Below are 24,319 nucleotides of genomic sequence, written 5' to 3' on the forward strand. Positions count from 1 at the left end.
GTTAATATGAACATCAAAAATATAACTCAGTTACCTGATGGGTACCTGAATAAGACTCCTATATTCCAATTTATCCTACTTTCCTGCTTATTCCCGCTCTGGGGATGTGCAGCAGCACTGAATGATATTTTAATCACACAGTTTAAAAGTGTTTTCGAACTCAGCAACTTTGCCTCTGCATTAGTGCAAAGTGCGTTCTATGGCGGTTATTTCTTGATTGCCATTCCAGCCTCACTGGTTATCAAAAAAACCAGTTATAAATACGCGATTATGATCGGGCTTATTTTGTATATCGCGGGTTGTTCCATGTTCTTCCCTGCGTCTCATATGGCGACTTATACCATGTTCTTAGCCGCGATTTTTGCTATCGCGATTGGTTTAAGCTTCCTTGAAACCGCAGCGAATACCTACAGTTCGATGATTGGTCCAAAACAGTACGCGACTCTGCGTCTGAACATCAGCCAAACCTTCTACCCAATCGGTGCCGCTGGCGGGATCTTATTAGGTAAATATTTGGTCTTCTCCGAAGGGGAAAGCCTGCAAAACCAAATGGCAAACATGGATGCGACTCAAATCCATGAGTTCCGTTTAGCGATGCTGGAAAACACCCTTGAGCCATACCGTTATATGATCATGGTATTGGTTGTGGTGATGCTCCTGTTTTTACTGACGAAATTCCCGAAATGTAAAGTGGCAGAAACGGCGGAACATAAACGTCCTTCTGCACTGGATACCTTAAAATATTTAGCTAAAAACAGCCGCTTTAGAAAAGGGATCATCGCCCAGTTCTTATATGTGGGCATGCAAGTTGCCGTTTGGTCGTTCACCATCCGTTTAGCGCTGGAAATGGGGGATATCAACGAACGTGATGCCTCTAACTTCATGGTGTACAGCTTCGCCTGCTTCTTTATCGGTAAATTTATTGCCAACATCTTAATGACTCGCTTTAACGCGGATAAAGTCCTGATTATCTATTCAATTATTGGTGTGCTGTTCCTGGTGTATGTGGCCTTTATGCCGAGCTTCACCGCAGTGTATGCAGCAGTACTGGTGAGCATCCTGTTTGGACCGTGCTGGGCGACTATCTATGCGGGTACGCTGGAAACCGTCGATAATGAGCACACTGAAATGGCAGGTGCGGTGATTGTGATGGCGATTGTCGGGGCTGCGGTTGTTCCTGCTATCCAAGGCTATGTCGCGGATATCACTCACTCTCTGCAACTCTCTTTCTTAGTTTCTATGCTGTGCTTTGTCTACGTGGGTATTTACTTCGTTGGTGAGCGCCGCTTTAAAGCTAAACAAGAAGCCAAATAATAGACTGTGACTCAGGGTAGGCTTCATGCCTACCCCATCTTTACCTCAAACCGTGAGTATGACAATGAACACAATTATCCCGTTACATAAACGCTTATTTACGGAAAAACCGACCTTAGTTTTGAAAAATAGCCAGTTTTCCGTTTCCGCATTTGTCTATCAATCTGGTGTGCAAGGGCTGCGTGTTGAAAACTCGCAGGGACATTTAACCATTTTGCCATTTTTAGGGCAGATGATTTGGGATGCTGAGTTTTGTGGGCAAAATCTGAAAATGGAAAATATGTTTTCAGAACCTAAGCCTGTTCCAACTGTGATTGAAACCTATGGCTGCTTCGCCTTCCATTCTGGATTAATTAGTAATGGTTGCCCATCGCCAGAAGATAATCACCCATTACACGGGGAAATGCCTTGCGCACCAATGGATAGCGCATGGCTTGAATTGACGGAAAACAGTCTTAAAGTGTGTGGCGAGTATGAGTATGTGATGGGCTTTGGCCATCATTATCGTGCGGCGCCGTCTGTGCAACTGCATACTGATAGCGCGCTGTTTGATATTCATATGTCCGTCACTAACTTGGCATCTGTACCAATGCCGCTTCAATATATGTGCCATATGAACTATGCCTATGTGGACGACGCCACTTTAACGCAAAATATTCCTGAACAGGCGATTAAGCTGCGTGAATCCATTCCGGGACATGTGCATCCAACCCAAAAATGGCTCGATTTTAACCAAGCGCTCAAGTCAGGCGAAGTGACACTTAATCAGCTGAATCAGCCACAAATGTGTGATCCTGAGATTGTCTTCTTTATGGATAATTTGAGCCAATATACGGCCAATCCCGAATTTAAGATGACCTCGCCTGTGGGCAATACCTTTGTGACCCGCTTTAAAGCCAATGAACTGAACTATGCGACTCGCTGGATTTTATATAATGGCGATCAAAAAGTGGGGGCATTTGTGTTACCAGCGACCTGTCGCCCAGAAGGGTTTATTGCCGCGAAAAATAACCAAACGCTGATTTGGTTGGAAGCGGGAGAAAACCGTCAATTTACTGTGACGACGGGTGTCGAACAGTAAAATTTGTTTTTGAGTTTTTTATGAGGCTGCCAATGTGCAGCCTTTTATTCATATTGCTGGCACTCTTCTTGTAAGTCATCGAGTACGCTCTGAGCATCAAATATTGGGGTACCCTTGCCATTGGGTAGCATCATGATTGCTGTTTTAATATTGGCGCTCGCCATGTCAGGTAATATTTCCGTCATTAAATGTTCCAACGTCATAGGAAGCGGGGAACATTCGACCCATTCATCGGTTAAGCATAATTCGGCATACTCTTTTGCGACCCACAGAGGTAAAAATAAACACTGGCTATCATCTTGTGCCGTGACTAAACCCTCATGGTTACCCAATGTCCATACTTGCTCCCAATCTGCAACCTTGCCGATAAAATAGTCATATCGTTGATGGGGGTTCAGTAGTAGAACATTTTGGATTTCTTGTTTTTTAGGTGAGAAATAGACACTGTTCATTATTAGACTACCTAAAAAGTAATTGATAATTATTGAGAAAATTAAATGAATAATTGATATCTTAGCAGTTATTCACTCACTATTTAGAGTGTTATATTTTACACAGCAAATTAGTTTTTAATGTCAGTTTAGGGCAATCGACATGATAGAAGCATTACTTGAAAAATATGCCATTGGCATGACCATCATTGCCGTCTGTTTAGCGTTGTATTTGCTTTTTGAAGTTTTACACAAGCGGCACAAACATAAGCGAAAAAGCATTTTGGTGCATGTGATCCAAACCATGGTGCTGTGCGTGATGGTGTTAGTGGCAGCTCAATCTGTAGATATGGCAGCCAGTGACTTTGATTTAACCTTTATTTCAACACCACTGATTAATCTAGTCGCCATATCGGTGATAGCATTGATTATCACGCGAAAATTCTTTCAGTTGGTTAACCGCCTAGAGAAAAAACAGATTAAAAAAGGCAGTGACCCAACTTCCGCGCGGATTATTGCGCGCATATTTAAGACCGCGGTCATCGTCATCATTATGCTGTTATTTGGCGAACATTTTGGCATGAGTTTGTCAGGTTTGATGGCATTTGGGGGCATTGGCGGTATCGCTATCGGTATGGCGGGTAAAGATATTCTGAGTAACTTTTTCTCAGGGATCATGCTCTATTTTGACCGCCCGTTTAATATTGGGGATTGGGTCAGCTCGCCGGATAGAAATATTGAAGGGACGGTCGTCGAAATTGGCTGGCGGATCACCAAGATTGTTACGTTTGACCATCGTCCGCTTTATATTCCTAACTCGCTATTTTCTTCCATTAGTGTTGAAAACCCAGGGCGCATGACTAACCGACGGATTAAAACAGAAATCGGTTTACGTTATGAAGATGCCGACAAAGTCAGCGCGATTGTGGACGATATTCGCACCATGCTGAAGCAAGATGAAAATATCGATACAGGGCAAACCTTGCTGGTCTATTTTGATGCGTTTGCGGATTCTTCCCTAAATATTATGGTGTACTGCTTTACGAAAACCACCGTATGGGCAGAATGGCTGGATGCGCAGCAAGCGGTCTATTTGAAAATTATTGATATAGTTAAGCGTCATAATGCGGACTTTGCATATCCATCTCAAACTCTGTACGTAGAAAGAAACAAGTAACCTCGTCGTCTCGAAAAATTAACCGACTGATCCACTGTCATTATTGTCTGTTTCGGTCGGTTAATCTGCAAATAATCTATTTTTTATGGTTTATGACTAAAAAGCCGGTGAGATTATCCGGAAATTTTTATACGATTAACCAGTAAGTTATAAAAAATATTCACCCTAGGCAAAACTGAATAATTTTGCATTAATTCTGACTATTTCATTCTCAGTATCTATCAAGTATATTGAGCCCCTCTTTACCTCAGCTAACCAAGAGCCAGACTGCTATGAAGAAAATCAATGTGGCATGTAGCCAGGGGGTCGCTATCTATTTTACGGGTCAATTCCAGTGGGTAGATATTCGCGATGCACAGTTAAATAATATCGCTGCGGTTGTGCTCTCTGAACAAGATGCAAACCAAGGGCTGTGGAAGAGAGTTGCAGACAGTAAACTCAGTATTCCGCTGTTTGTCATTAGTGACAAGCAGCTACCAGACAATGCACCAACACCTGACTATTTGACCGCATTATTACTGCCAGCGCCTGCTGCGCGTGAAGAGAATAGCCGCCAATTACGGGATGCTGCAAACCAATACCTTGAACAGCTATTACCGCCATTCTTTGCGAGAATGATGGATTATGCTGCGGGTCACAATGTGACGTTTGCCTGCCCCGGGCACCAAGGTGGACAATTTTTCCGTCGTCATCCAACGGGTGAACAGTTCTACCAATTCTATGGTGAAAATCTCTTTCGTACCGATTTGTGTAACGCCGATGTGGCGATGGGGGATTTGCTGATCCACGAAGGTGCAGCAAAAGAAGCCCAAAAATTTGCGGCGAAAGTGTTCAATGCAGATAAAACCTACTTTGTGCTTAATGGCACTTCATCATCCAATAAAGTGGTGTTGAATGCCTTATTAACACCGGGTGACTTAGTGCTGTTTGACCGTAATAACCATAAATCTAACCATCATGGCGCCCTGATTCAAGCGGGGGCAACACCGGTGTATTTGGAAACAGCCCGTAATCCATTTGGGTTTATTGGTGGGATTGATGCTCACTGTTTTACCGAAGAATACTTAAGAAACGCGGTGAGCGAAGTAATGCCGGAAAAAGCACAGGCAGAAAAACCGTTCCGCCTTGCCGTGATCCAGCTCGGGACTTATGACGGAACAGTCTACAACGCGAGGCAAGTGGTGGATAAGATTGGGCACCTTTGCGAATACATTCTGTTTGATTCCGCGTGGGTGGGTTACGAACAATTTATCCCGATGATGCGCCAATGCTCGCCGTTGCTGCTGGAACTGAACGAGAATGACCCCGGTATTATGGTGACGCAATCTGTTCATAAGCAGTTGGCGGGTTTTTCACAGGCTTCGCAGATCCATAAAAAAGATAACCATATCAAAGGTCAAGAGCGCTTTGTTTCCCATAAGAAACTGAATAACGCGTTTATGATGCACGCCTCTACCAGCCCGTTTTACCCACTGTTTGCTTCATTAGATGTGAATGCGCGCATGCACCAAGGGGAAGCGGGGGAAATGATGTGGATGGAGTGTGTGCGACAAGGGATTGAGGTTAGAAAATCCATTATTCAACACTGCAGTCACTTTAGACCGTTTGTGCCTGAGCGAGTGGATGGAAAGCCGTGGCATGAATACCCAACAGAACAAATTGCATCGGAGCAGCGTTTCTTTAATTTCATTCCGAAAGAGCGTTGGCATGCGTTTGAGGGTTACGCGCAAGACCAATATTTCGTTGACCCATGCAAGCTGATGCTGACGACGCCGGGGATTGATGTAGAAAGCGGCGAGTATGAGTCTTTCGGGGTTCCTGCGACGATTTTGGCACATTTCCTGCGTGAACATGGGGTGATCCCTGAAAAATGCGATTTAAACTCGATTTTATTCCTGCTAACACCAGCGGAATCACGTGAAAAGCTGGAATTGCTGGTTTCTCACTTAGTACGTTTCGAGCAGCTTCTGGATGAAGACGCATTATTTGAAGACGTTTTACCATCCGTGTATCAGCGTTATCAGGAACAGTATCAAGGGTATACTCTGCGTCGATTGTGCCAAGAAATGCATCAATTAAGCGTGGATTTTAATATTAAACAGCTACAAAAAGAGATGTTCCGCAAGGCGCATTTCCCTGTAGTGAAAATGAATCCACAACAGGCACATCTGGAGTTTATTCGCGGCAATGTGGAATTACTGCCACTGGATGAGTTAGAGGGGCGAATTGCCGCAGAAGGGGCGTTACCTTATCCGCCGGGCGTGCTGTGTGTGGTACCGGGGGAAGTCTGGTCAGGGCCTGTTCTTCAGTATTTTAAAGCGCTGGAAGCGGGGATTAATGCCTTACCTGGTTTTGCACCTGAGCTGCAAGGGGTCTATATTTCGAAAAATGAGAATGGACCAAAGCGCGTGTATGCGCATGTTTTGAAATAAATTTCTTCGTATTCAGACATCGAGCATAGATTTTGCCGCATGAGATAGCTAAATTGGGATCCGCGAAATATGGATCCCGATTGACGATAAGGCAACCCTATGACGAAAAAGATTATTTTAGACTGTGACCCAGGGCATGACGATGCCATCGCTATGCTACTGGCTTACGGCAATCCAAACATCGATTTACTCGCCGTCACCACGGTTGCAGGCAACCAAACTCTCGAAAAAGTCACCCGTAATGCCCGTGCGATTGCTGAAATGGCGAATATTCGCGGCATTCCTTTTGCTGCGGGTTCAGCGCGCCCATTAGTGCGTGAAGTGGAAGTAGCGCCTGATATTCATGGGGATTCTGGATTGGATGGTCCTGAGCTCCCAACCCCAACGTTAGCGTTGGATGAGCGCCATGGGGTAAATTTGATCATCGATACCATCATGTCCCACCCACCAAAAACCATTACCTTAGTGCCTACGGGGGCGCTGACCAATATCGCGTTAGCGGCAAGGCTAGAACCTCGGATTGTGGAACGTGTAAAAGAAGTGGTGTTGATGGGCGGTGGCTACCATGTGGGAAATTGGAGTCCAGTCGCAGAATTTAATATCAAAATAGATCCAGAAGCCGCCCATATTGTTTTCAATGAAAAATGGCCGCTAACGATGGTTGGTCTGGATCTCACTCACCAAGCACTGGCAACGCCAGAAGTCGTGGCGAAAATTGCCGAAATAGACACGAAATGCTCGCAGTTTGTTGTCGAATTGCTGGATTTCTTCGGAAAAATGTACAAACAAGCTCAGGGTTTTGATGCGCCGCCAGTGCATGATCCTTGCGCTGTTGCCTATGTGATAGACCCATCAGTAATGACCACCCAAAAAGTTCCTGTGGACATTGAATTAACGGGAACGCTGACTCTTGGCATGACGGTGGCAGATTTTCGACATCCCGCTCCTGCGGATTGCCATACCCAGGTTGCCGTGAAATTAGACCGTGACAAGTTTTGGCAGATGGTTATCGACGCACTGAAAAATATTGGTTAATGGAATCGTATTTAACATGAAGAGTGAATTAGAACAGATGCCTTATGAGGCATTAATTGAACGCAGCATGAACTCTCTGGAATTGAAAAATCAGTTCCATTGCGATAATTGGAAATTGGATGAAGCCAGTTGGTCGGTGGATCAAGATGAAGGCACCATTATTTTCCATGCACCGGACAATATAATGGTGACGGCACCCGTGCAAATCATTGGGACTTATGACCAAAATGTGGGGAGCTGGATGTGGGGCTGGGCAAATAGCTCCATTGATGAGTCATTAATGCGAGATGCGATTGCGGTTAAAGCTTACGGTGAGCGCCAAGATAATAGTTTGCTGACCTCCCGTGTGAGCGATATCGAAGAGTATGATGCATGGCAGTTGGCGGCATTGGCTTGTGAGTTAAATGAGCAACAAGGTGTTTATCGCGGCGTTGCAGGTAGTACACTGATTTTTATGACGTTCGGCCAAGTTTCCCTTCAAAAAATCTAAGCCAGAAGCGCCTTTTTTATCATAGATAATAAGGGCGCTACCAACTCCTCGAAAACGACCTGCCCAGTTTATTATGGCAATAGTTTATTATGACAAAAGAAAGTCAGCTGTTAAAATGCGGCTTTCTTTTGCTATTTCACAACAGCATAAGCCTTAAATTCGATATCAACGCCAAAAGACCAACATGCAACAAAATCAAACGATAGAACAAAATACACCATCAACAACAGGTGGTTACAAAAACCTTAACCGCTTCTCGGTTGCGCCTATGCTCGATTGGACCGACCGCCATTGCCGTTATTTCCATCGCTTATTAACGAAAAATACGTTGCTGTACACCGAAATGGTGACGACGGGCGCGATCATTTATGGCAAAGGCAATTATCTTGCTTATAGCGAAGAAGAACACCCAGTTTCCTTGCAATTGGGCGGTAGTGACCCTGCGGCTTTAGCGCAATGCGCAAAATTAGCGCAAGAGCGTGGCTACGATGAAATCAACCTGAACGTTGGTTGCCCATCAGACCGCGTACAGAACGGGCGTTTTGGTGCATGTTTAATGGCGGATGCTCAGCTGGTCGCAGATTGTGTAAAAGCGATGCGTGACGTGGTATCTATCCCTGTAACGGTGAAAACGCGCATTGGGATTGATGAGCAAGATAGCTACGAATTTTTATGCGAATTCATTGATACCGTCTCCACAAAAGGGGACTGCGACATGTTTATTATCCATGCTCGCAAGGCGTGGTTATCAGGATTAAGTCCAAAAGAAAACCGTGAAATTCCCCCTCTGGATTACCCACGCGTATACCAATTAAAACGCGATTTCCCTCACTTGACTATGGCTCTCAATGGCGGGGTTAAAACCCTCGAAGAAGCTAAAGAACATCTAAAACATTTAGATGGCGTGATGGTGGGTCGTGAAGCGTATCAAAATCCGTCAATTTTGACCGCAGTAGATAATCAATTGTTTGATGAAACAATGCCCATTATCGATAGCGTTGCCGCTGTCCGTAGTATGTATCCATACATCGAAAAAGAGCTATCTAACGGGGCTTATTTAGGGCATATGACTCGCCATATGTTAGGGATTTTCCAAGGAATTCCGGGAGCTCGTCAATGGCGTCGCCACTTAAGCGAAAATGCCCATAAACAAGGTGCTGACTTATCAGTGGTTGAACAAGCGCTCGCGTTTGTAACTCGCGGCGAGTAAATATTACTTAAATAAAATTGTGATTTTGGCTGATGCGGGCTGAATAGGATTATCTGCATGCTATGATAAAACTCATTAATGAATGAGGAAGAAGCAGATGAAAATATTAATAGCAACCTCTTTGCTGCTGTTAGTTGCTGGATGTTCGGGGTCAGGTGGGCAGATGCGAGAACCCCCAAAGCAAGATCCCTATGAAGGAACGGTGCTAAACACCATCAAAGAGAACCAGCAGATCTACAAAGAGCAGCAAGCACGCAAAGGGCACTATTAATTCGTGCAACTGAAGTAATTATTTAGTGCAACGGAAGTGAGTAAAAATTACCGTTGTTAGAAGTTAAAAAGCGCCAGTTATTAATAGCTGGCGCTTTTTTTAGGAATTAAGGAATGAGCAAGCTTGAGCCTTGAGTCTTACGTTGTTCCAGTGTTTGGTGGGCTTTTTGGGCATCTTTCAGCGCAAAAATTTGAGATGCCGGCACATCAACATTCACTTTGCCACTTAAAATCATATCAAACAGGGCTTTGCTGGCTTGGTCTAACTCTTCTCTGTTAGTGACATAGCCACCTAATGATGGGCGGGTCACATACAGGGAGCCTTTTTGATTTAAGATCCCTAAATTAACCCCAGTTACGGCGCCAGAAGCATTACCAAAGCTTACCATCAAACCGCGACGTTTCAGTGAATCTAAAGAAGCTAGCCAGGTCGCTTGACCTACGGAGTCATACACCACATTCACTTTTTCACCGTGAGTGATTTCTTTCACTCGCTCAGCAATATTTTCAGTTTGGTAATTGATGACTTCCCATGCCCCTGCGGCTTTCGCACGCTGCGCTTTCTCTTCGGAGCCAACAGTACCAATCATTTTCGCGCCTAACGCTTTTGCCCATTGGCAAGCAATTAGACCAACACCACCCGCCGCAGCGTGGAATAAGAAAACTTCATCTTTTTGAACTTGATAGGTTTGATTGAGTAGATAGTAAACTGTCATCCCCTTAAGCGAACAGGCGGCCGCTTGTTCGAAGGTGATGTCATCGGGTAAGTGTGCCACGGCATTGACAGGCACATTATGAACTTCACTGTATGCCCCTAGCGGACCTTGTGCGTAAACCACGCGATCACCCGGTTTGAAACCGGTGACTTGGGAGCCAGTTTTAACCACTACACCCGCCGCTTCTGTGCCAAGTCCACATGGCAAACTTGCAACTGGATACAGTCCACTGCGTACATAGGTATCAATAAAGTTAATACCAATTGCACGGTTTTCGATTTGGATTTCGTTTTCAGCCGGCCCATTCGGGGAATAGTCGACAAAATTGAGGACTTCAGGACCACCATGTTGCGAAAATTCAATACGTTTTGCCATGATCATCTCCAATGAGTGAGTTTGTTTTTATTAACAGTATCAATTGCCCCATCATAACGCGATGCTTTAATGAGAAGAATTATCGGTTTGTGCGCTGCGTTAAGATTGTGCCTGCAATAATATCTTGTACAGATAACAATAAAGACGCCACATGACACCTAAGATTGGCGTATACTAACTGTTGGTTAATTATAGACGTGGATATTTCAAGTATGGCTAAAAAACCCTCCTCAGATTACAAGACAAACCCACCGCGCGATCAGCAAATGGAAGGCTTAAAACTTCCGCCGCACTCTATCGAAGCGGAACAGTCTGTATTGGGGGGACTGATGTTAGACAACGAACGTTGGGACACGGTCTCCGAGCGTGTCACGTCAGCGGACTTTTTTAGTCGTCCTCACCGCACTATCTTTGCCCAAATGCAGATCCTGCTTGAGCAGGGCAAGCCCATCGACTTGATCACCCTGTCAGAATCCCTTGAACAACAAGGGGAATTGGACAGCGTTGGGGGCTTTGCTTACTTAGCCGAATTATCGAAAAATACCCCAAGTGCGGCGAACATCAATGCTTATGCGGACATCGTCCGCGAACGTGCTATTGTACGAGATATGATCTCCGTCGCCAATGATATTGCTGATGCTGGGTATGACCCACAAGGTCGCAGTAGTGAAGATTTACTCGATTTCGCAGAAACCAAAGTTTTCCAAATCGCAGAATCGCGCGCGAATAAAGATGAAGGCCCGAAAGGGATTGAAGCGATTTTGTCGGAAACCGTTGAGAAAATCGAACAGCTTTATCAGCAGCCTCATGATGGTGTCACCGGAGTTTCCACAGGCTATCAAGATTTAGATAAGAAAACCGCAGGGTTACAAGGCTCAGATTTAATTATTGTTGCTGCGCGTCCATCCATGGGTAAAACCACCTTTGCGATGAACTTGTGTGAAAATGCGGCGATGACTGAAGAAAAACCAGTACTTATCTTCAGTTTGGAGATGCCCGGCAACCAGATCATGATGCGTATGCTTGCGTCACTGTCTCGCGTCGACCAAACCCGTATTCGTACGGGGCAGCTTGATGATGAGGATTGGGCGCGAATTTCGAGCACCATGGGCATATTGATGGAAAAACGCAATATGTACATTGATGACTCATCGGGGTTAACACCAACGGAAGTCCGCTCTCGTGCTCGCCGAATTTATCGCGAACACGGTGGGCTAAGCCTGATTATGATCGACTACCTTCAGTTAATGCGCGTGCCAGCGTTGTCGGATAACCGTACATTAGAAATTGCCGAAATTTCTCGTTCCCTCAAGGCGTTAGCGAAAGAATTAAATGTGCCAGTGGTGGCACTTTCCCAGCTAAACCGTAGCTTGGAGCAACGAGCAGATAAACGCCCAGTAAACTCCGACTTACGTGAATCAGGCTCCATCGAGCAAGATGCCGACTTAATCATGTTTATCTATCGTGACGAGGTCTATCACGATAACAGCGACCTCAAAGGGGTCGCAGAAATTATTTTAGGTAAACAACGTAATGGTCCGATAGGGACGGTGAGGCTGACGTTTAATGGGCAGTGGTCGAGGTTTGATAACTACGCCGGCCCGGCCTATGACGACGAGTAATCTCGTCATACTTCACACTGTGGCGTTGTTGGCTGCGTTCGCTAACCTGAGTCACATACTTATGTATGCTCCCCAGGCTTAGCTTCTCTTGCCGCCTAGCCACAGTGCGAATTATTTAGAGATTGGTAAGCTCGTCATATTTTGAGCTGTAGCTGTGTTGGTTGCTCTCAGCCACCCTAGTCACATACTTGTGTATGCTCCTCGGGATGGCTTCGTTTACCGCCTTGCTACAGTTCAAACTATTTAGAGCTTATTGATAATTAAAGATTAAAGAATATTTCGGTTAATTTAAGTTTAGGTAGTTGGTTGATACATTTTAAAATGAATAATTAAGAGGAAGAAATGAAAGCGGCAACCGCATTAATAAACCGCCGCGCTCTGCGACACAACCTGCAACGCGTGAGAGAATTGGCGCCGAATAGCCGTCTGATTGCAGTTGTTAAAGCAAACGCTTATGGTCATGGATTAATTGGAGTTGGCACCGAAATTCAAGGAATTGTCGATGGTTTTGGGGTGGCGCGTTTAAATGAAGCCCTGCTGCTTCGACATCAAGGCGTGACAAAACCGATTGTTTTATTAGAAGGTTTCTTCGAAAAATCCGATTTGCAGTTGATGGTGGAATACAACATCGATACGGTGATCCACTGCATTGAACAACTGGAAATGCTGGAAAATGCCCAGCTTGCCAAAAAAATCAAAGTATGGATGAAACTCGATACAGGCATGCATCGCCTTGGCGTACTTCCTCAGCATGCGGAAAGTTTTTACCAACGTCTTCAAAACTGTAGCAACGTCGATTTACCTATCAACATTGTCAGCCACTTCTGTCAGGCCGATGCGCCTGAGCTCCCAACCACCAAAAAACAAATCGAATGCTTCCAACAGTTTGTCTCTGATAAACCGGGTGAAAAATCCATCGCGGCATCCGCAGGGATCCTTTTATGGCCAGAAGCTCATTATGACTGGGTTCGCCCCGGTATTATGATGTATGGCGCTTCACCACAAGAAGGCAAAAGCGCCGCAAGCTTCGGTTTATTACCCGTCATGACCTTAAAATCTAGCCTGATTGCGGTGAGAGAGCATTCGGCAGGGCAGTGTGTTGGCTACGGCGAAACCTGGTGCAGTGAACGCAATACCCGCCTTGGGGTGGTAGCGATTGGTTATGGAGATGGTTATCCGCGTAACGTACCATCAGGAACATCCGTTCTAGTAAATGGACGAAAAGTGCCGATTATTGGACGAATTTCCATGGATATGACCGTCGTGGATTTAGGGCCAGATGCCACCGATAAAGTGGGGGATGACGTCATTCTATGGGGAAATGCTCTGCCAGTGGAAGAAATTGCCGCACAAACAGGCATCATTAACTATGAGCTTTTGACGAAATTGACCTCACGAGTCGCAATGGAATATGTAGACGAATAGGTTTTAAAGGGTTATTTTCACAAGACAAAAGTAATAAAGAAAACCTACAAGTAGGAGATATCCTGTGTACCAACATGTTGATGCTTATCCGGGCGACCCAATTTTATCGCTGATGGATGAATTTAATAAAGATACTCGTGAAGGCAAAATTAACCTGAGTATTGGTCTTTATTATGATGCAGAGGGGAAAACCCCTGAGCTGGAAACCGTCGGCACAGCGAAAGCTGCACTGAGAAAACTTCCGGCAAGTGCATCGCTTTATCTGCCAATGGAAGGTTTGAAAGATTACCGTACTGAATTACAAAAATTGGTGTTCGGTGAAGATTGCCCGCTAATCGCTCAAGAGCGTATTGCTACCGTACAAACCATCGGTGGTTCTGGCGCACTGAAAATTGGGGCTGATTTTTTACACCATTATTTCCCGAATTCAGAAGTCTGGTGCAGTAACCCAACATGGGAAAACCACGCCTCTATCTTCTCTGGCGCTGGCACAAAAGTGCATTACTACCCTTACTTCGATGAAAAAACCAAAGGGGTTAAATTTGATGAAATGCTGGAAACCTTCAAAAAGTTACCAGAAAACAGCATCATCTTAATGCACCCTTGCTGCCATAACCCAACCGGCTCGGATTTAACGCCAGCCCAGTGGGATGAAGTGACGAAAGTGGCACTTGAACACAAATTGATCCCATTCTTAGATATCGCGTATCAAGGTTTTGCGGAAGGTATCGATGAAGATGCTTATGCAATTCGCACGATGGTGAAAGCGGGCCTGCCAGTATTCGTCAGCAATTCATTCTCGAAAATCTTTGGTATCTACGGTGAACGTGCGGGTGGTTTATCCGTTATCTGTAAAGATAAAGATGAGCGCGACCGCGTGTTGGGTCAATTGAAGGCGGGCGTTCGTCGTCTGTATTCAAGCCCACCATCTAACGGCGCAAAAATTGTTGCGGCAGTACTGACTGATAGCCAACAAAAAGCGAAATGGCTGGACGAAGTGGAAGAGATGCGTTTGCGTATTTTAGATATGCGCACTGTTTTGGTGGATGAGCTGAAAAAAGCGCTGCCAAATAAAAACTTCGACCACCTGTTAAAACAGCGCGGTATGTTCAGCTACACGGGTTTTTCTCAACAACAAGTTGACCGTCTGAAAGATGAGTTTGCGGTTTATTTAGTTGGAACTGGTCGTGTGTGTATGGCAGGTGTAAACCGTCATAACGTGAAGCGTATCGTGGAAGCGTTCGCGGCAGTTAGCCAGTAATCGTTAGTAACGAACGGTTATATAAGCATTAAAAAGGGGAACTGAGTTCCCCTTTTTCTATTTTGATTGGCGGTTTCTGTTAACTATTTTTACTTCAGTTAACTCAGTAGCCACGCGCTAAGATAGGCTTCAAGAAACGCGCAGTATGGGATTTTTCACATTCAGCGACCTGCTCAGGGGTACCTGAAATTAAAATCTCACCGCCACCGCTACCACCTTCTGGGCCTAGGTCGACAATCCAGTCTGCCGTTTTGATCACATCCAAGTTATGCTCGATGACGACGATGGTATTGCCTTGATCACGCAATTGGTGCAAGACAACAAGCAGTTGCTGGATATCGGCAAAGTGCAATCCGGTGGTTGGCTCATCCAAAATATAGATGGTCTGTCCGGTGCCGCGTTTAGACAACTCGCGAGCTAATTTTACGCGCTGTGCTTCACCGCCGGATAAGGTCGTCGCAGATTGACCTAAGCGAATGTAGGAGAGACCCACATCCATCAGCGTTTGCAGCTTACGCGCTAGTGCAGGCACGGCATCAAAGAATTCGCGGGACTCTTCGATAGTCATATCCAACACTTCATGGATGCTTTTGCCTTTGTATTTGATCTCTAAGGTTTCGCGGTTATAGCGCTTGCCTTTACACTGGTCACACGGCACATAGACATCGGGTAAGAAGTGCATTTCGACTTTAATTACCCCATCCCCTTGGCAAGCTTCACAACGTCCGCCTTTCACGTTAAAGCTGAAACGCCCTGGGTTATAGCCGCGAGTCCGTGACTCTGGTACACCTGCGAACAGCTCACGAATTGGCGTAAATATGCCCGTATAAGTTGCTGGGTTTGAACGCGGTGTACGTCCAATAGGGCTTTGGTCGATATCGATCACTTTATCGAAATGCTCTAAACCTTCGACATTGGTATACGGCGCAGGGTTAATCACCGTTGCCCCATTTAACTGGCGCTGAGCAATTGGGAATAGCGTATCGTTGATGAGCGTGGATTTACCGGAACCAGAAACCCCTGTAATACATGTAAATAAGCCAACAGGAATATTCAGGGTGACATTCTTCAGGTTGTTGCCTGTTGCGCCGGAGACTGTCAGGACTTTGTCTTTATTAAATGGAACACGTGTTTGCGGGATATCAATCTTGCGCTCACCACTTAAGAATTTGCCCGTTAAGGATTCTGGGTTAGCAACAATATCTTCCAATGTGCCTTGCGCCACAATTTGCCCACCGTGAACACCGGCACCTGGACCAATATCAATCACATGGTCAGCCGCGCGGATCGCATCTTCATCGTGCTCAACCACAATCACGGTGTTCCCTAAGTTACGTAGGTGAATCAGGGTTTCCAGCAATCGGTCATTATCACGCTGGTGGAGCCCGATAGACGGTTCATCCAGCACATACATCACACCGACCAGACCAGCACCGATTTGGCTAGCTAGACGGATCCGCTGAGCCTCACCACCAGATAATGTTTCTGCGGAGCGTGAAAGGCTTAAGTAATTGAGCCCCACATTCACTAAGAACTTCAGACGGTCGCTGATCTCTTTCAGGATTTTTTCGGCAATCTTGGCGCGTTGCCCACTGAGTTTTAAGTTTTGGAAAAACTCCATCGCATGACCGATGCTGTAATCTGCAATTTCAGGCAGGGTGGTATTTTCCACAAACACAAAGCGAGCTTCTTTACGCAGGCGTGTTCCGGAGCAAGTGACACAAGGTCGGTTGCTAATGTATTTCGCTAATTCTTCGCGTACTGCGGTGGATTCCGTTTCTTTATAACGGCGTTCCATATTGTTAAGCACACCTTCGAACGGGTGGTGGCGTACGGTAATATCTCCGCGATCATTACGGTATTTGAATTCAATAGTTTCTTTGCCTGAGCCGTATAAAATCACTTTTTGAATGGCAGGGCTGAGCGAGTCATAAGGGGCTTCAACATCGAATTTATAGTGTTCGCCCAATGACATTAACATCTGAAAATAATAGAAATTACGGCGATCCCAGCCGCGAATAGCGCCGCCAGCGAGGGAAATTTCGGTATTTTGAATCACGCGCTCAGGGTCAAAAAACTGCTGAACCCCTAAGCCGTCGCAGCTTGGGCAAGCCCCTGCAGGGTTGTTGAATGAGAACAGGCGCGGTTCTAACTCCATCATGCTATAGCCACAGACGGAGCACGCAAAGTTAGCGGAAAACACGAGCTCTTCAGCTTTCGGGTCATCCATATCGGCGACAACAGCAGTACCGCCAGAGAGCTCTAATGCGGTTTCAAAGGATTCGGCAAGGCGCTGGGCGATATCGTCGCGTACTTTGAAACGGTCAACCACGACTTCAATGGTATGTTTTTTCTGTAACTCGAGTTTTGGTGGATCGGATAAATCACAAACTTCACCATCAATACGGGCGCGAATATACCCTTGGCTCGCTAAGTTATCGAGTAACTTAACGTGCTCACCTTTACGTTCTTTTACGACCGGAGCCAACAGCATCATACGGCGATCGGTCGGCTGTGCGAGGACGTTATCCACCATCTGGCTAACGGTTTGTGCCGCAAGCGGAATATCATGATCAGGGCAGCGTGGCTCACCTACACGGGCAAACAATAGACGCAGGTAGTCATGGATCTCGGTGATGGTCCCAACCGTTGAACGTGGGTTATGAGAAGTGGATTTCTGTTCAATGGAGATAGCAGGCGACAGCCCTTCGATATGGTCAACATCCGGCTTTTCCATTAAAGAAAGGAATTGACGAGCATACGCGGATAGCGACTCAACATAACGACGCTGACCTTCAGCATAGAGGGTATCAAAGGCGAGGGAGGATTTCCCTGAACCAGATAGCCCTGTAATAACTATCAGCTTGTCTCGGGGGATGATGAGATTGATATTTTTTAGGTTATGCGTGCGTGCGCCGCGGACTTCGATATTCTCCATTTACCACTTCCCGAATGAATTGATAGTGAACAAAAATGAACTTGGTAGTCTTAATTAACGAGCCAGTATTAATAAACGATTTAGTATTGCACAAAATTTGCTGAATGGATATACAGTATATGTGCTCTTTATATTTCATTCCATAGGGGGCTGATGGCAACTTATCTGTGGCGCCAATAATTAACGTCTATACTAAAAATCAGTAATGCAGATTTCACTTAAATTTGGAAAGCGCTTCGCAACTTCTTATCAAGCAATCTCAATTTATGGTGCAATACAGATAGGTCGTGGTAAACTTCACGGTCAGTCCAGAGATTAAAAATTCAATGCATCAGGAGTAATAAATGGCCACCAGAGGCGTAAATAAAGTAATTCTTATCGGTAACTTAGGACAAGATCCAGAAATCCGTTATATGCCTAACGGCGGAGCTGTCGCTAACCTGACTCTGGCAACTTCTGAAAGTTGGCGTGACAAGCAAACTGGTGAAATGCGTGAAAAAACCGAATGGCACCGTGTTGTAATTTTCGGTAAATTGGCCGAAGTTGCCGGTGAATACCTGAAAAAAGGTTCACAAGTTTATATCGAAGGTTCACTGCAAACCCGTAAATGGCAAGACCAAAGCGGTCAAGATCGCTACACTACCGAAGTTGTGGTGAATATCGGTGGTTCAATGCAGATGCTTGGTGGTCGTGGCGGCGATGCCCCATCACAAGGTCAAAGCGGCGGACAGGGCGGTTGGGGTCAACCACAACAGCCACAAGCAGCACAACAATTCAGTGGCGGCGGAGCAGCACCAGCGCGTTCACCAGCGCCACAAACCAATGAACCACCAATGGATTTTGATGACGATATCCCGTTCTAATTTTTAAATTAGAAAATCAAAATCATCGATTAAAGCCCTTAATTTTAAGGGCTTTAATTTTTTGGAGATTAGTTAGCCATAAAATTATTATGAAATTAATTTTATGTGCATGTAACAATTTGATTATATAAAAATAAAATGCAATTTGAGCGAAATATCTAACATTTGACATTTACGAAATTTTTCGTAAATTAAGGGTGTTCTATGGGATTCAAGCAAGTCAAAAAGGATATTTTAACAGCGCTAGTCCATGGTTGTTATCAACACGAAGTACGTAATAATTATATCGATAAAAATAAGTTGCAAACGGGTGAAATTGACGTAGAGACGGTTATAGAAATCATTCATCGTAGTACAGGAAATGATTATTCAAAAAGTTCACATCACCAAGCTAATGAAATAGATGTACATATAATAAAAAGAGAAGGCTGGTATATTAAATATTATTTAATTGATGATGGTGAAATGGGGATATTTATTAGCGTCCATCAGTAAATGATAAGGGAAAATATGAAACTGTATATTCAAGGCGATAAAAGCAAGGCGATTTGTCAGGATTGTGGTTTAGTAACGACAACATTCGATTATAGAAATCTTGAAATTAAAGAAACCAGTAAAATTGTTAAAAATATCCTTGTTGGGGTTTGTGATTGCTGTGGAAGAACGGTTAGTACACCAGCACAATCAACGCCGGAGATAAAAAAAGAAAGAGAAAAGGACGTTATATCCATTGAAGCCATACTACCGTCTATTTATATCGAAATACTTAATTTAGCTTGTTTGAAAATAGATTCGAGTAGCAGTCAAGATATGAATAAGCGACTATTATTTTTGTATGTTCAAAATAATAAAAATGATGAATCAATAAAGACTTATATTGATAATTATGAAGCACTATTAAAGGTAACTCCAATAATGGCATCAATGCCGAGAAAAAGATTATCAATGAAAGTTTCATCAAATTTTGCAAATGAACTTAATGATTTAACGCAATCTCTAGATAGAAATAGAACGGAAACAATTAAAATCATTATCGCTTCAATAAAAAAAGATCTTATTGATAATGAAAATTCTTTTATGATTGATGAGCTCAGAAAAATCCATTCTCTGTGCGTGTGCTGATTAGAATGGGATTATCACGCCTCAACAACATTCTGTGATACGCCTCTCATTTGAAATCCACAACTAAGAAAAACGAAAAAAAGGGTTGTGAAGGTTAGGATTTTATGGTTTCTTAAATGCAGCAAACACAAAAATGAAAAATCAGACAGACTTTAGCTAAACAGGAAATTCAGTAAATATGGATTTTAGCTAAATCTGACAGAATTAAATTACAGGAAACTCTCGTGAAAATGACCGCTAACCGTTCAAACCTACTACTTACCGCGCCACTAGCCGCGGTAGTCGTGCGTGTGGTGGTAGTCGTGGGCTTAGCGCCGTAACGGGAACAAATCACACGATTTAGAAACCCCGCCGGCGCAAACCGAGCGGGGTTTTTTTATGACCTAAAACTCGGATCCGCAGGCTAGTGAAGGAATAAAAAATTATGAGCGAGTCGGGCACAACATCACCACAAAAAACCTGTTTTACAGGCGCAGAATTGATAGTCCATTTGTTGGAAAAACATGGTATTACCATTGTTTCTGGTATCCCCGGCGGGGCTGCATTGCCATTCTACGATGCGCTGGGGCAGAGCAAAAAAATTCGCCACATACTGGCGCGTCACGAGCAAGGTGCGGGTTTTATTGCACAGGGAATTGCACGTAGCACAGGCAAAGCGGCGGTGTGTATTTCCTCAAGCGGTCCTGGTGCCACTAACCTAGTGACAGCAATTGCGGATGCTAAGCTGGATTCAATTCCACTGGTATGCATCACTGCGCAAGTACCATCTTCGATGATTGGTACCGATGCGTTTCAGGAAGTTGATACTTACGGTATTTCAATTCCGATTACGAAGCACAACTATTTGGTGCGCAGCATTGAAGACCTGCCTCGCGTGATTTGCGAAGCATTCCGTATTGCGGAGTCTGGGCGTCCAGGGCCGGTTTGGATTGATATTCCAAAAGATGTACAGACTGCGACCATTGAGTTAGATGTACTGCCAGAGATTTTACCGAAAGATAAAGCTCCAAGTTTTGATATGGAAAAAGTAATCCAAGCGGCGGAAATGATCAACCGTGCGAAGCGTCCTGTACTCTATTTCGGTGGTGGGGTGATTAGCTCAGATTCAACCGCGACGGCTATCGCTTTTGCGGAAAAAGCCTCTTTACCAACGACAATGACCTTGATGGCGTTGGGAACGATCCCAATGCGTCACCCGCTGTATTTGGGCATGTTGGGTATGCATGCGGCACGAAGCACGAACATGATCATGGAAGAGTCTGATTTACTGATTGTTATCGGTGCTCGCTTTGATGATCGCGCCATTGGTAAAGCGGAAAAGTTCTGCCCGAATGCCAAAATTATTCATGTTGATATCGATAAAGCGGAAATCAGTAAAATCAAACGTCCAGACATTGCTATCCATGCGGATGCGGGGCAGATTTTGGAGCTGTTGCTGCCATTAGTTGAGCGCAATGATCGTCAAGAGTGGGTTCAGCAAGTTAATGATCTGAAAAATAATTATCCGCTGAATTTAGCCAATGCGGATGATCCATTAGATCATTACGGTTTGGTATTAGCCACCGCGCGCGCCGCAGGGGAAGAGGCGATTGTCACGACGGATGTTGGGCAACATCAAATGTGGGCGGCGCAAGCTTACCCATTATCACGACCTCGCCAATGGTTAACATCCGGTGGTTTGGGCACCATGGGCTTTGGTTTACCGGCAGCAATTGGCGCGGCATTGGCTCACCCAGATAAAACCATCGTTTGTTTCTCTGGTGATGGTAGCTTGATGATGAATATTCAGGAACTGGCGACGGCGGTGGAGCATCAATTAAACATTAAGATAGTTTTAATGAACAACCAAGCACTGGGCATGGTTCATCAGCAGCAAGATCTGTTTTTTGAGAATCGTATCTTTGCAGCAGCTTACCCGTATCAGACCGACTTTATTAAAATTGCCTCTGGGTTTGGTTTCCAAACGTGCGATTTAAATAATGAAGCCGACCCTGAAATGGCGCTGGAAGCGATTATGAACACTAAAGGACCTTGCTTAATTCATGCCCTGATTGATGTCAATCAGAAGGTATATCCAATGGTTCCTCCTGGTGCCGCTAATATTGATATGATCGGAGCGTAATTATGGTATTTGAACATCACCCAATCGCCTTAGAATTAATTGTTCGCAACCATCCGGGCGTCATGTCACATATTTGTGGGTTGTTTGCGCGTCGGGCCTTTAACGTGGATGGTATCCTATGTATGCCAATTAAAGATAAGGACGAAAGCCGAATTTGGTTATTAGTTCAGAAAGATGAGCGTTTATCGCAGATGGTCAACCAAGTTGAGAAATTGGAAGACGTCCGCGAAGTTCGTTTTAGCGATGACTTGCGTGTGTTTGAAACCATGCAGGATTATTTGCAGTAATTCTGAATGAATGTGGTCAGCCTACAAGGATTGTGGGCTGACTTATTAAACTCCATCACTCAAATGTGAATAGGTCATCACGACGGTGGCGTGTACATCCCCCTCAATACATAAGTAAGCGTGAGGAAAGTCTCCGCTGAAAGCGTAAAAATCTCCAGCCTCAAGAACGACATTTTGCTCATCTTCTAAGCGCAGCATAAGGGAGCCCGCGTGTACCATAATGTGTTCATGGGTGCCAACCATATGCGCGGGGCTGTTAATAATTGCGCCTCGTTTCATACTGAGTTGCCAAATTTCAGAGACGTTTCCCATACTGATACGGAATTTAAATTGCTCTAAATAATCGCCTTCAAGCTGTGTGGCCTTCACCAAATAGGGATAAGATTCATTTTGGCGTGTAAATAAGTCACTGAGCGGAAAACGTAGCGCAGCTGCAATGGACTCTAAGGTGTCGATGCGCGGGTTTGAATCCCCTGATTCCAACTTAGAAAGAGCGGCTTTGGAGATCCCTGATAAGTGGGAAAGCTCACTCAGAGAAAGGTTTCTCGCCTGACGCAACAGACGTACTTTCTGGCCAATTTTTATATTTATTTTATTTTCCACGACACTGTCTTCCACAATATTATTTTTATAAATTCTCATTTCTGCTGCCAATTCTAACATCTTAAATATGAAATGTCAGAAACACGATATTATGAAAATAATATTTTGCCGAATGCGAATAAATGGAAAAATAATCTAAAAATTATTTTTTAAATACATAGTTATAAAAATAAGATTTATTGTTTTTTCAGTGTGTTATTTTGTTGAATAAATTCATGATATAATTTAATTTGTATTATTCTAATGACTGAATATGTTACAGCGTTTTATTTCAAATAAATAATATCTTTTCGGAGTTTATATCTGACAATTAATCCTAATTGAGCAGATTAATACAAAAATGAGCCCTGCTAATTCGAGTTTTCAACATTTTCGACGTTCTGCTTCTTTTGCTATTTTTACGATTACAACCAGCATTGCCGTTATCGGCATCGTGATTGGTCTCAGTATCCCGATGGTGGCGCTGAGACTGAATAATTTTGGTGTGGGTGAATTGTACATTGGCATTATCTCTGCGGCTCCTGCCTTGGGAATGTTTTTGATTGCCCCTGTGGTACAGCGTATTGTAAAGTGGTGTGGAAAGCGCAAAGCGATGTTAATCGCGACGGTGATCTCCGCCATTAGCTTACTGCCACTGCTAAGTTCATTGCCTTTATGGCTACTTTTCCCTTTGCGGTTGATTACGGGACTTGCAAGCGGTGTGATGATTTGCTTGGGGGAAACGTGGATCAACGAATTATCCCCTGAAAACAAGAGAGGGCGGATATTGGCGATTTACACGACGGTATTTACCGTAAGCCAATTATTAGGTCCGTCATTTATTGCTTATTACGGTGTGGAAGATAAATCGCCTCTGTTTATTTGTACCTTGATTCACTTAATTTCTGTGGCTTTATTCCTACTGATGGATCAGAAAGTGGGAGATAGGCTCGCAGAAACGGCGTCAGAATCTAACTTTTCAATTGTGCAATTCGTGAAAGTGGCTCCTGGAATTTGTGCCGGGATCCTATTTTTTGCTTTTTTCGATGGCACTATCTTGTCGATGTTCCCAATTTACGGGATGGGTATGGGGCATACCGAGGCGGTTGCGGCGATGATGATCAGCGCAATTTTGGCAGGGGATGCGATTATGCAGATGCCGTTTGGTTGGTTAGCTGATCATATGAATCGCGAAAAATTGTACCGTATTTGCGGCGTGGTGACGTTAGGGGCCAGCATGCTGCTGCCATTCTTAATTACTCACACTGTCTTTATTTGGGTTTTATTGTTTGTGTTAGGGGCGACAGCTGGCGCCATTTACACCATCGCTTTAGTGCAGATTGGTCAATACTTCAGAGGGAATGAGCTGATTATTGCTAACGCCGCAGCGGCAATGTTATGGGGCATTGGTAACCTTTCTGGTCCATTATTGGCTGGCGCTGCAACGGCGATTTCGCCATCAGGTCTGCCGATATTATTGATTGGAATAGCGGGACTATTTTTATGGTTTACCCGTGAAAAATATGGTGCTCAAGCTATTGAGCAACAAGCTCAGTAACGTCTTTT

General features: G+C 44.5%; 22 protein-coding genes. 18 read left to right on the forward strand and 4 right to left on the reverse strand.

The annotated features are described in order from the left end of the window. Positions 1 to 6: 6 nt before the first annotated feature. Together fucP and ACY3ZI_RS02575 are read left to right on the forward strand one after the other, a co-directional pair. On the forward strand, positions 7 to 1,314 hold the full coding sequence (fucP, locus tag ACY3ZI_RS02570) for an L-fucose:H+ symporter permease (RefSeq protein WP_211887855.1): 1,308 nt from the start codon (positions 7 to 9) through the stop codon (positions 1,312 to 1,314). A 64-nt stretch (positions 1,315 to 1,378) separates the two neighbouring features. Then, positions 1,379 to 2,395 carry an aldose 1-epimerase family protein gene (locus ACY3ZI_RS02575; protein WP_211887921.1) on the forward strand — a complete coding sequence of 339 codons (1,017 nt, stop codon included), beginning with the start codon at positions 1,379 to 1,381 and terminating at the stop codon, positions 2,393 to 2,395. A gap of 44 nt (positions 2,396 to 2,439) precedes the next feature. Here the strand turns inward: ACY3ZI_RS02575 and ACY3ZI_RS02580 are convergent, their stop codons facing one another. Beyond that, positions 2,440 to 2,847 carry a DUF2750 domain-containing protein gene (locus ACY3ZI_RS02580; RefSeq protein ID WP_487375935.1) on the reverse strand — a complete coding sequence of 136 codons (408 nt, stop codon included), beginning with the start codon at positions 2,845 to 2,847 and terminating at the stop codon, positions 2,440 to 2,442. A 142-nt stretch (positions 2,848 to 2,989) separates the two neighbouring features. Between ACY3ZI_RS02580 and ACY3ZI_RS02585 the strand changes: the two genes are divergently transcribed. From ACY3ZI_RS02585 to ACY3ZI_RS02610, 6 genes are all read left to right on the forward strand, one after another. After that, the gene (locus ACY3ZI_RS02585; RefSeq protein ID WP_487375936.1) at positions 2,990 to 4,003 is read left to right on the forward strand and encodes a mechanosensitive ion channel family protein; all 1,014 of its coding nucleotides are present in this window, start codon (positions 2,990 to 2,992) and stop codon (positions 4,001 to 4,003) included. A 272-nt stretch (positions 4,004 to 4,275) separates the two neighbouring features. Next, positions 4,276 to 6,435, forward strand: a complete 2,160-nt coding sequence (locus ACY3ZI_RS02590; RefSeq protein ID WP_487375937.1) for an ornithine decarboxylase — start codon at positions 4,276 to 4,278, stop codon at positions 6,433 to 6,435. A 99-nt stretch (positions 6,436 to 6,534) separates the two neighbouring features. Continuing rightward, positions 6,535 to 7,470 carry a uridine-preferring nucleoside hydrolase UriH gene (uriH, locus tag ACY3ZI_RS02595; RefSeq protein WP_211887851.1) on the forward strand — a complete coding sequence of 312 codons (936 nt, stop codon included), beginning with the start codon at positions 6,535 to 6,537 and terminating at the stop codon, positions 7,468 to 7,470. A 16-nt stretch (positions 7,471 to 7,486) separates the two neighbouring features. Next, the gene (locus tag ACY3ZI_RS02600) at positions 7,487 to 7,960 is read left to right on the forward strand and encodes a DUF6882 domain-containing protein (RefSeq protein WP_036955048.1); all 474 of its coding nucleotides are present in this window, start codon (positions 7,487 to 7,489) and stop codon (positions 7,958 to 7,960) included. 184 nt (positions 7,961 to 8,144) lie between these two features. Beyond that, entirely contained in the window at positions 8,145 to 9,170 is a 1,026-nt protein-coding gene (gene dusA, locus ACY3ZI_RS02605) for a tRNA dihydrouridine(20/20a) synthase DusA (RefSeq protein ID WP_211887850.1), read from the forward strand. Between the two features lie 97 nt (positions 9,171 to 9,267). Further along, positions 9,268 to 9,441: a hypothetical protein gene (locus tag ACY3ZI_RS02610; RefSeq protein WP_181477955.1), complete on the forward strand. Its 174-nt coding sequence runs from the start codon at positions 9,268 to 9,270 to the stop codon at positions 9,439 to 9,441. A gap of 106 nt (positions 9,442 to 9,547) precedes the next feature. Here ACY3ZI_RS02610 and ACY3ZI_RS02615 read toward each other — a convergent pair whose 3' ends face one another. Continuing rightward, positions 9,548 to 10,531, reverse strand: a complete 984-nt coding sequence (locus ACY3ZI_RS02615; protein WP_211887849.1) for a quinone oxidoreductase — start codon at positions 10,529 to 10,531, stop codon at positions 9,548 to 9,550. Positions 10,532 to 10,743: 212 nt separating this feature from the next. On the opposite strand from ACY3ZI_RS02615, the gene dnaB reads away from it, so the two are divergent. The 3 genes from dnaB to ACY3ZI_RS02630 all read left to right on the forward strand — a co-directional run bounded on the left by dnaB (position 10,744) and on the right by ACY3ZI_RS02630 (position 14,839). Continuing rightward, positions 10,744 to 12,153, forward strand: a complete 1,410-nt coding sequence (gene dnaB / locus ACY3ZI_RS02620; protein WP_036955040.1) for a replicative DNA helicase — start codon at positions 10,744 to 10,746, stop codon at positions 12,151 to 12,153. A gap of 342 nt (positions 12,154 to 12,495) precedes the next feature. Then, the gene (gene alr / locus ACY3ZI_RS02625) at positions 12,496 to 13,578 is read left to right on the forward strand and encodes an alanine racemase (protein WP_487375938.1); all 1,083 of its coding nucleotides are present in this window, start codon (positions 12,496 to 12,498) and stop codon (positions 13,576 to 13,578) included. A gap of 64 nt (positions 13,579 to 13,642) precedes the next feature. Continuing rightward, positions 13,643 to 14,839 carry an amino acid aminotransferase gene (locus tag ACY3ZI_RS02630; protein WP_036955033.1) on the forward strand — a complete coding sequence of 399 codons (1,197 nt, stop codon included), beginning with the start codon at positions 13,643 to 13,645 and terminating at the stop codon, positions 14,837 to 14,839. Positions 14,840 to 14,942: 103 nt separating this feature from the next. Here ACY3ZI_RS02630 and uvrA read toward each other — a convergent pair whose 3' ends face one another. Next, positions 14,943 to 17,777, reverse strand: coding sequence for an excinuclease ABC subunit UvrA (gene uvrA, locus ACY3ZI_RS02635; protein WP_211887847.1), 2,835 nt, complete (start codon positions 17,775 to 17,777; stop codon positions 14,943 to 14,945). A gap of 344 nt (positions 17,778 to 18,121) precedes the next feature. Between uvrA and ACY3ZI_RS02640 the strand changes: the two genes are divergently transcribed. From ACY3ZI_RS02640 to ilvN, 6 genes are all read left to right on the forward strand, one after another. Next, positions 18,122 to 18,640: a single-stranded DNA-binding protein gene (locus ACY3ZI_RS02640; RefSeq protein ID WP_036955024.1), complete on the forward strand. Its 519-nt coding sequence runs from the start codon at positions 18,122 to 18,124 to the stop codon at positions 18,638 to 18,640. Between the two features lie 204 nt (positions 18,641 to 18,844). Next, complete coding sequence (locus ACY3ZI_RS02645; protein ID WP_154602087.1) at positions 18,845 to 19,135, forward strand: hypothetical protein; 291 nt, start codon at positions 18,845 to 18,847, stop codon at positions 19,133 to 19,135. Between the two features lie 15 nt (positions 19,136 to 19,150). After that, positions 19,151 to 19,762 carry a hypothetical protein gene (locus ACY3ZI_RS02650; protein ID WP_211887846.1) on the forward strand — a complete coding sequence of 204 codons (612 nt, stop codon included), beginning with the start codon at positions 19,151 to 19,153 and terminating at the stop codon, positions 19,760 to 19,762. 230 nt (positions 19,763 to 19,992) lie between these two features. After that, complete coding sequence (ivbL, locus tag ACY3ZI_RS02655) at positions 19,993 to 20,082, forward strand: ilvB operon leader peptide IvbL (RefSeq protein WP_108479355.1); 90 nt, start codon at positions 19,993 to 19,995, stop codon at positions 20,080 to 20,082. Between the two features lie 104 nt (positions 20,083 to 20,186). Continuing rightward, entirely contained in the window at positions 20,187 to 21,884 is a 1,698-nt protein-coding gene (ilvB, locus tag ACY3ZI_RS02660) for an acetolactate synthase large subunit (RefSeq protein ID WP_487375939.1), read from the forward strand. Positions 21,885 to 21,886: 2 nt separating this feature from the next. Further along, a complete protein-coding gene (ilvN, locus tag ACY3ZI_RS02665; protein WP_108479335.1) occupies positions 21,887 to 22,171 on the forward strand; it encodes an acetolactate synthase small subunit in 285 nt (94 codons plus the stop codon). A gap of 45 nt (positions 22,172 to 22,216) precedes the next feature. On the opposite strand, the gene ACY3ZI_RS02670 is transcribed toward ilvN, so the two are convergent. Further along, positions 22,217 to 22,774, reverse strand: coding sequence for a helix-turn-helix domain-containing protein (locus ACY3ZI_RS02670; protein ID WP_211887920.1), 558 nt, complete (start codon positions 22,772 to 22,774; stop codon positions 22,217 to 22,219). A gap of 340 nt (positions 22,775 to 23,114) precedes the next feature. On the opposite strand from ACY3ZI_RS02670, the gene ACY3ZI_RS02675 reads away from it, so the two are divergent. After that, a complete protein-coding gene (locus ACY3ZI_RS02675; protein WP_211887844.1) occupies positions 23,115 to 24,311 on the forward strand; it encodes an MFS transporter in 1,197 nt (398 codons plus the stop codon). The last annotated feature ends 8 nt before the right edge of the window (positions 24,312 to 24,319 follow it).

The organism is Providencia sp. LY12 (assembly GCF_057621555.1).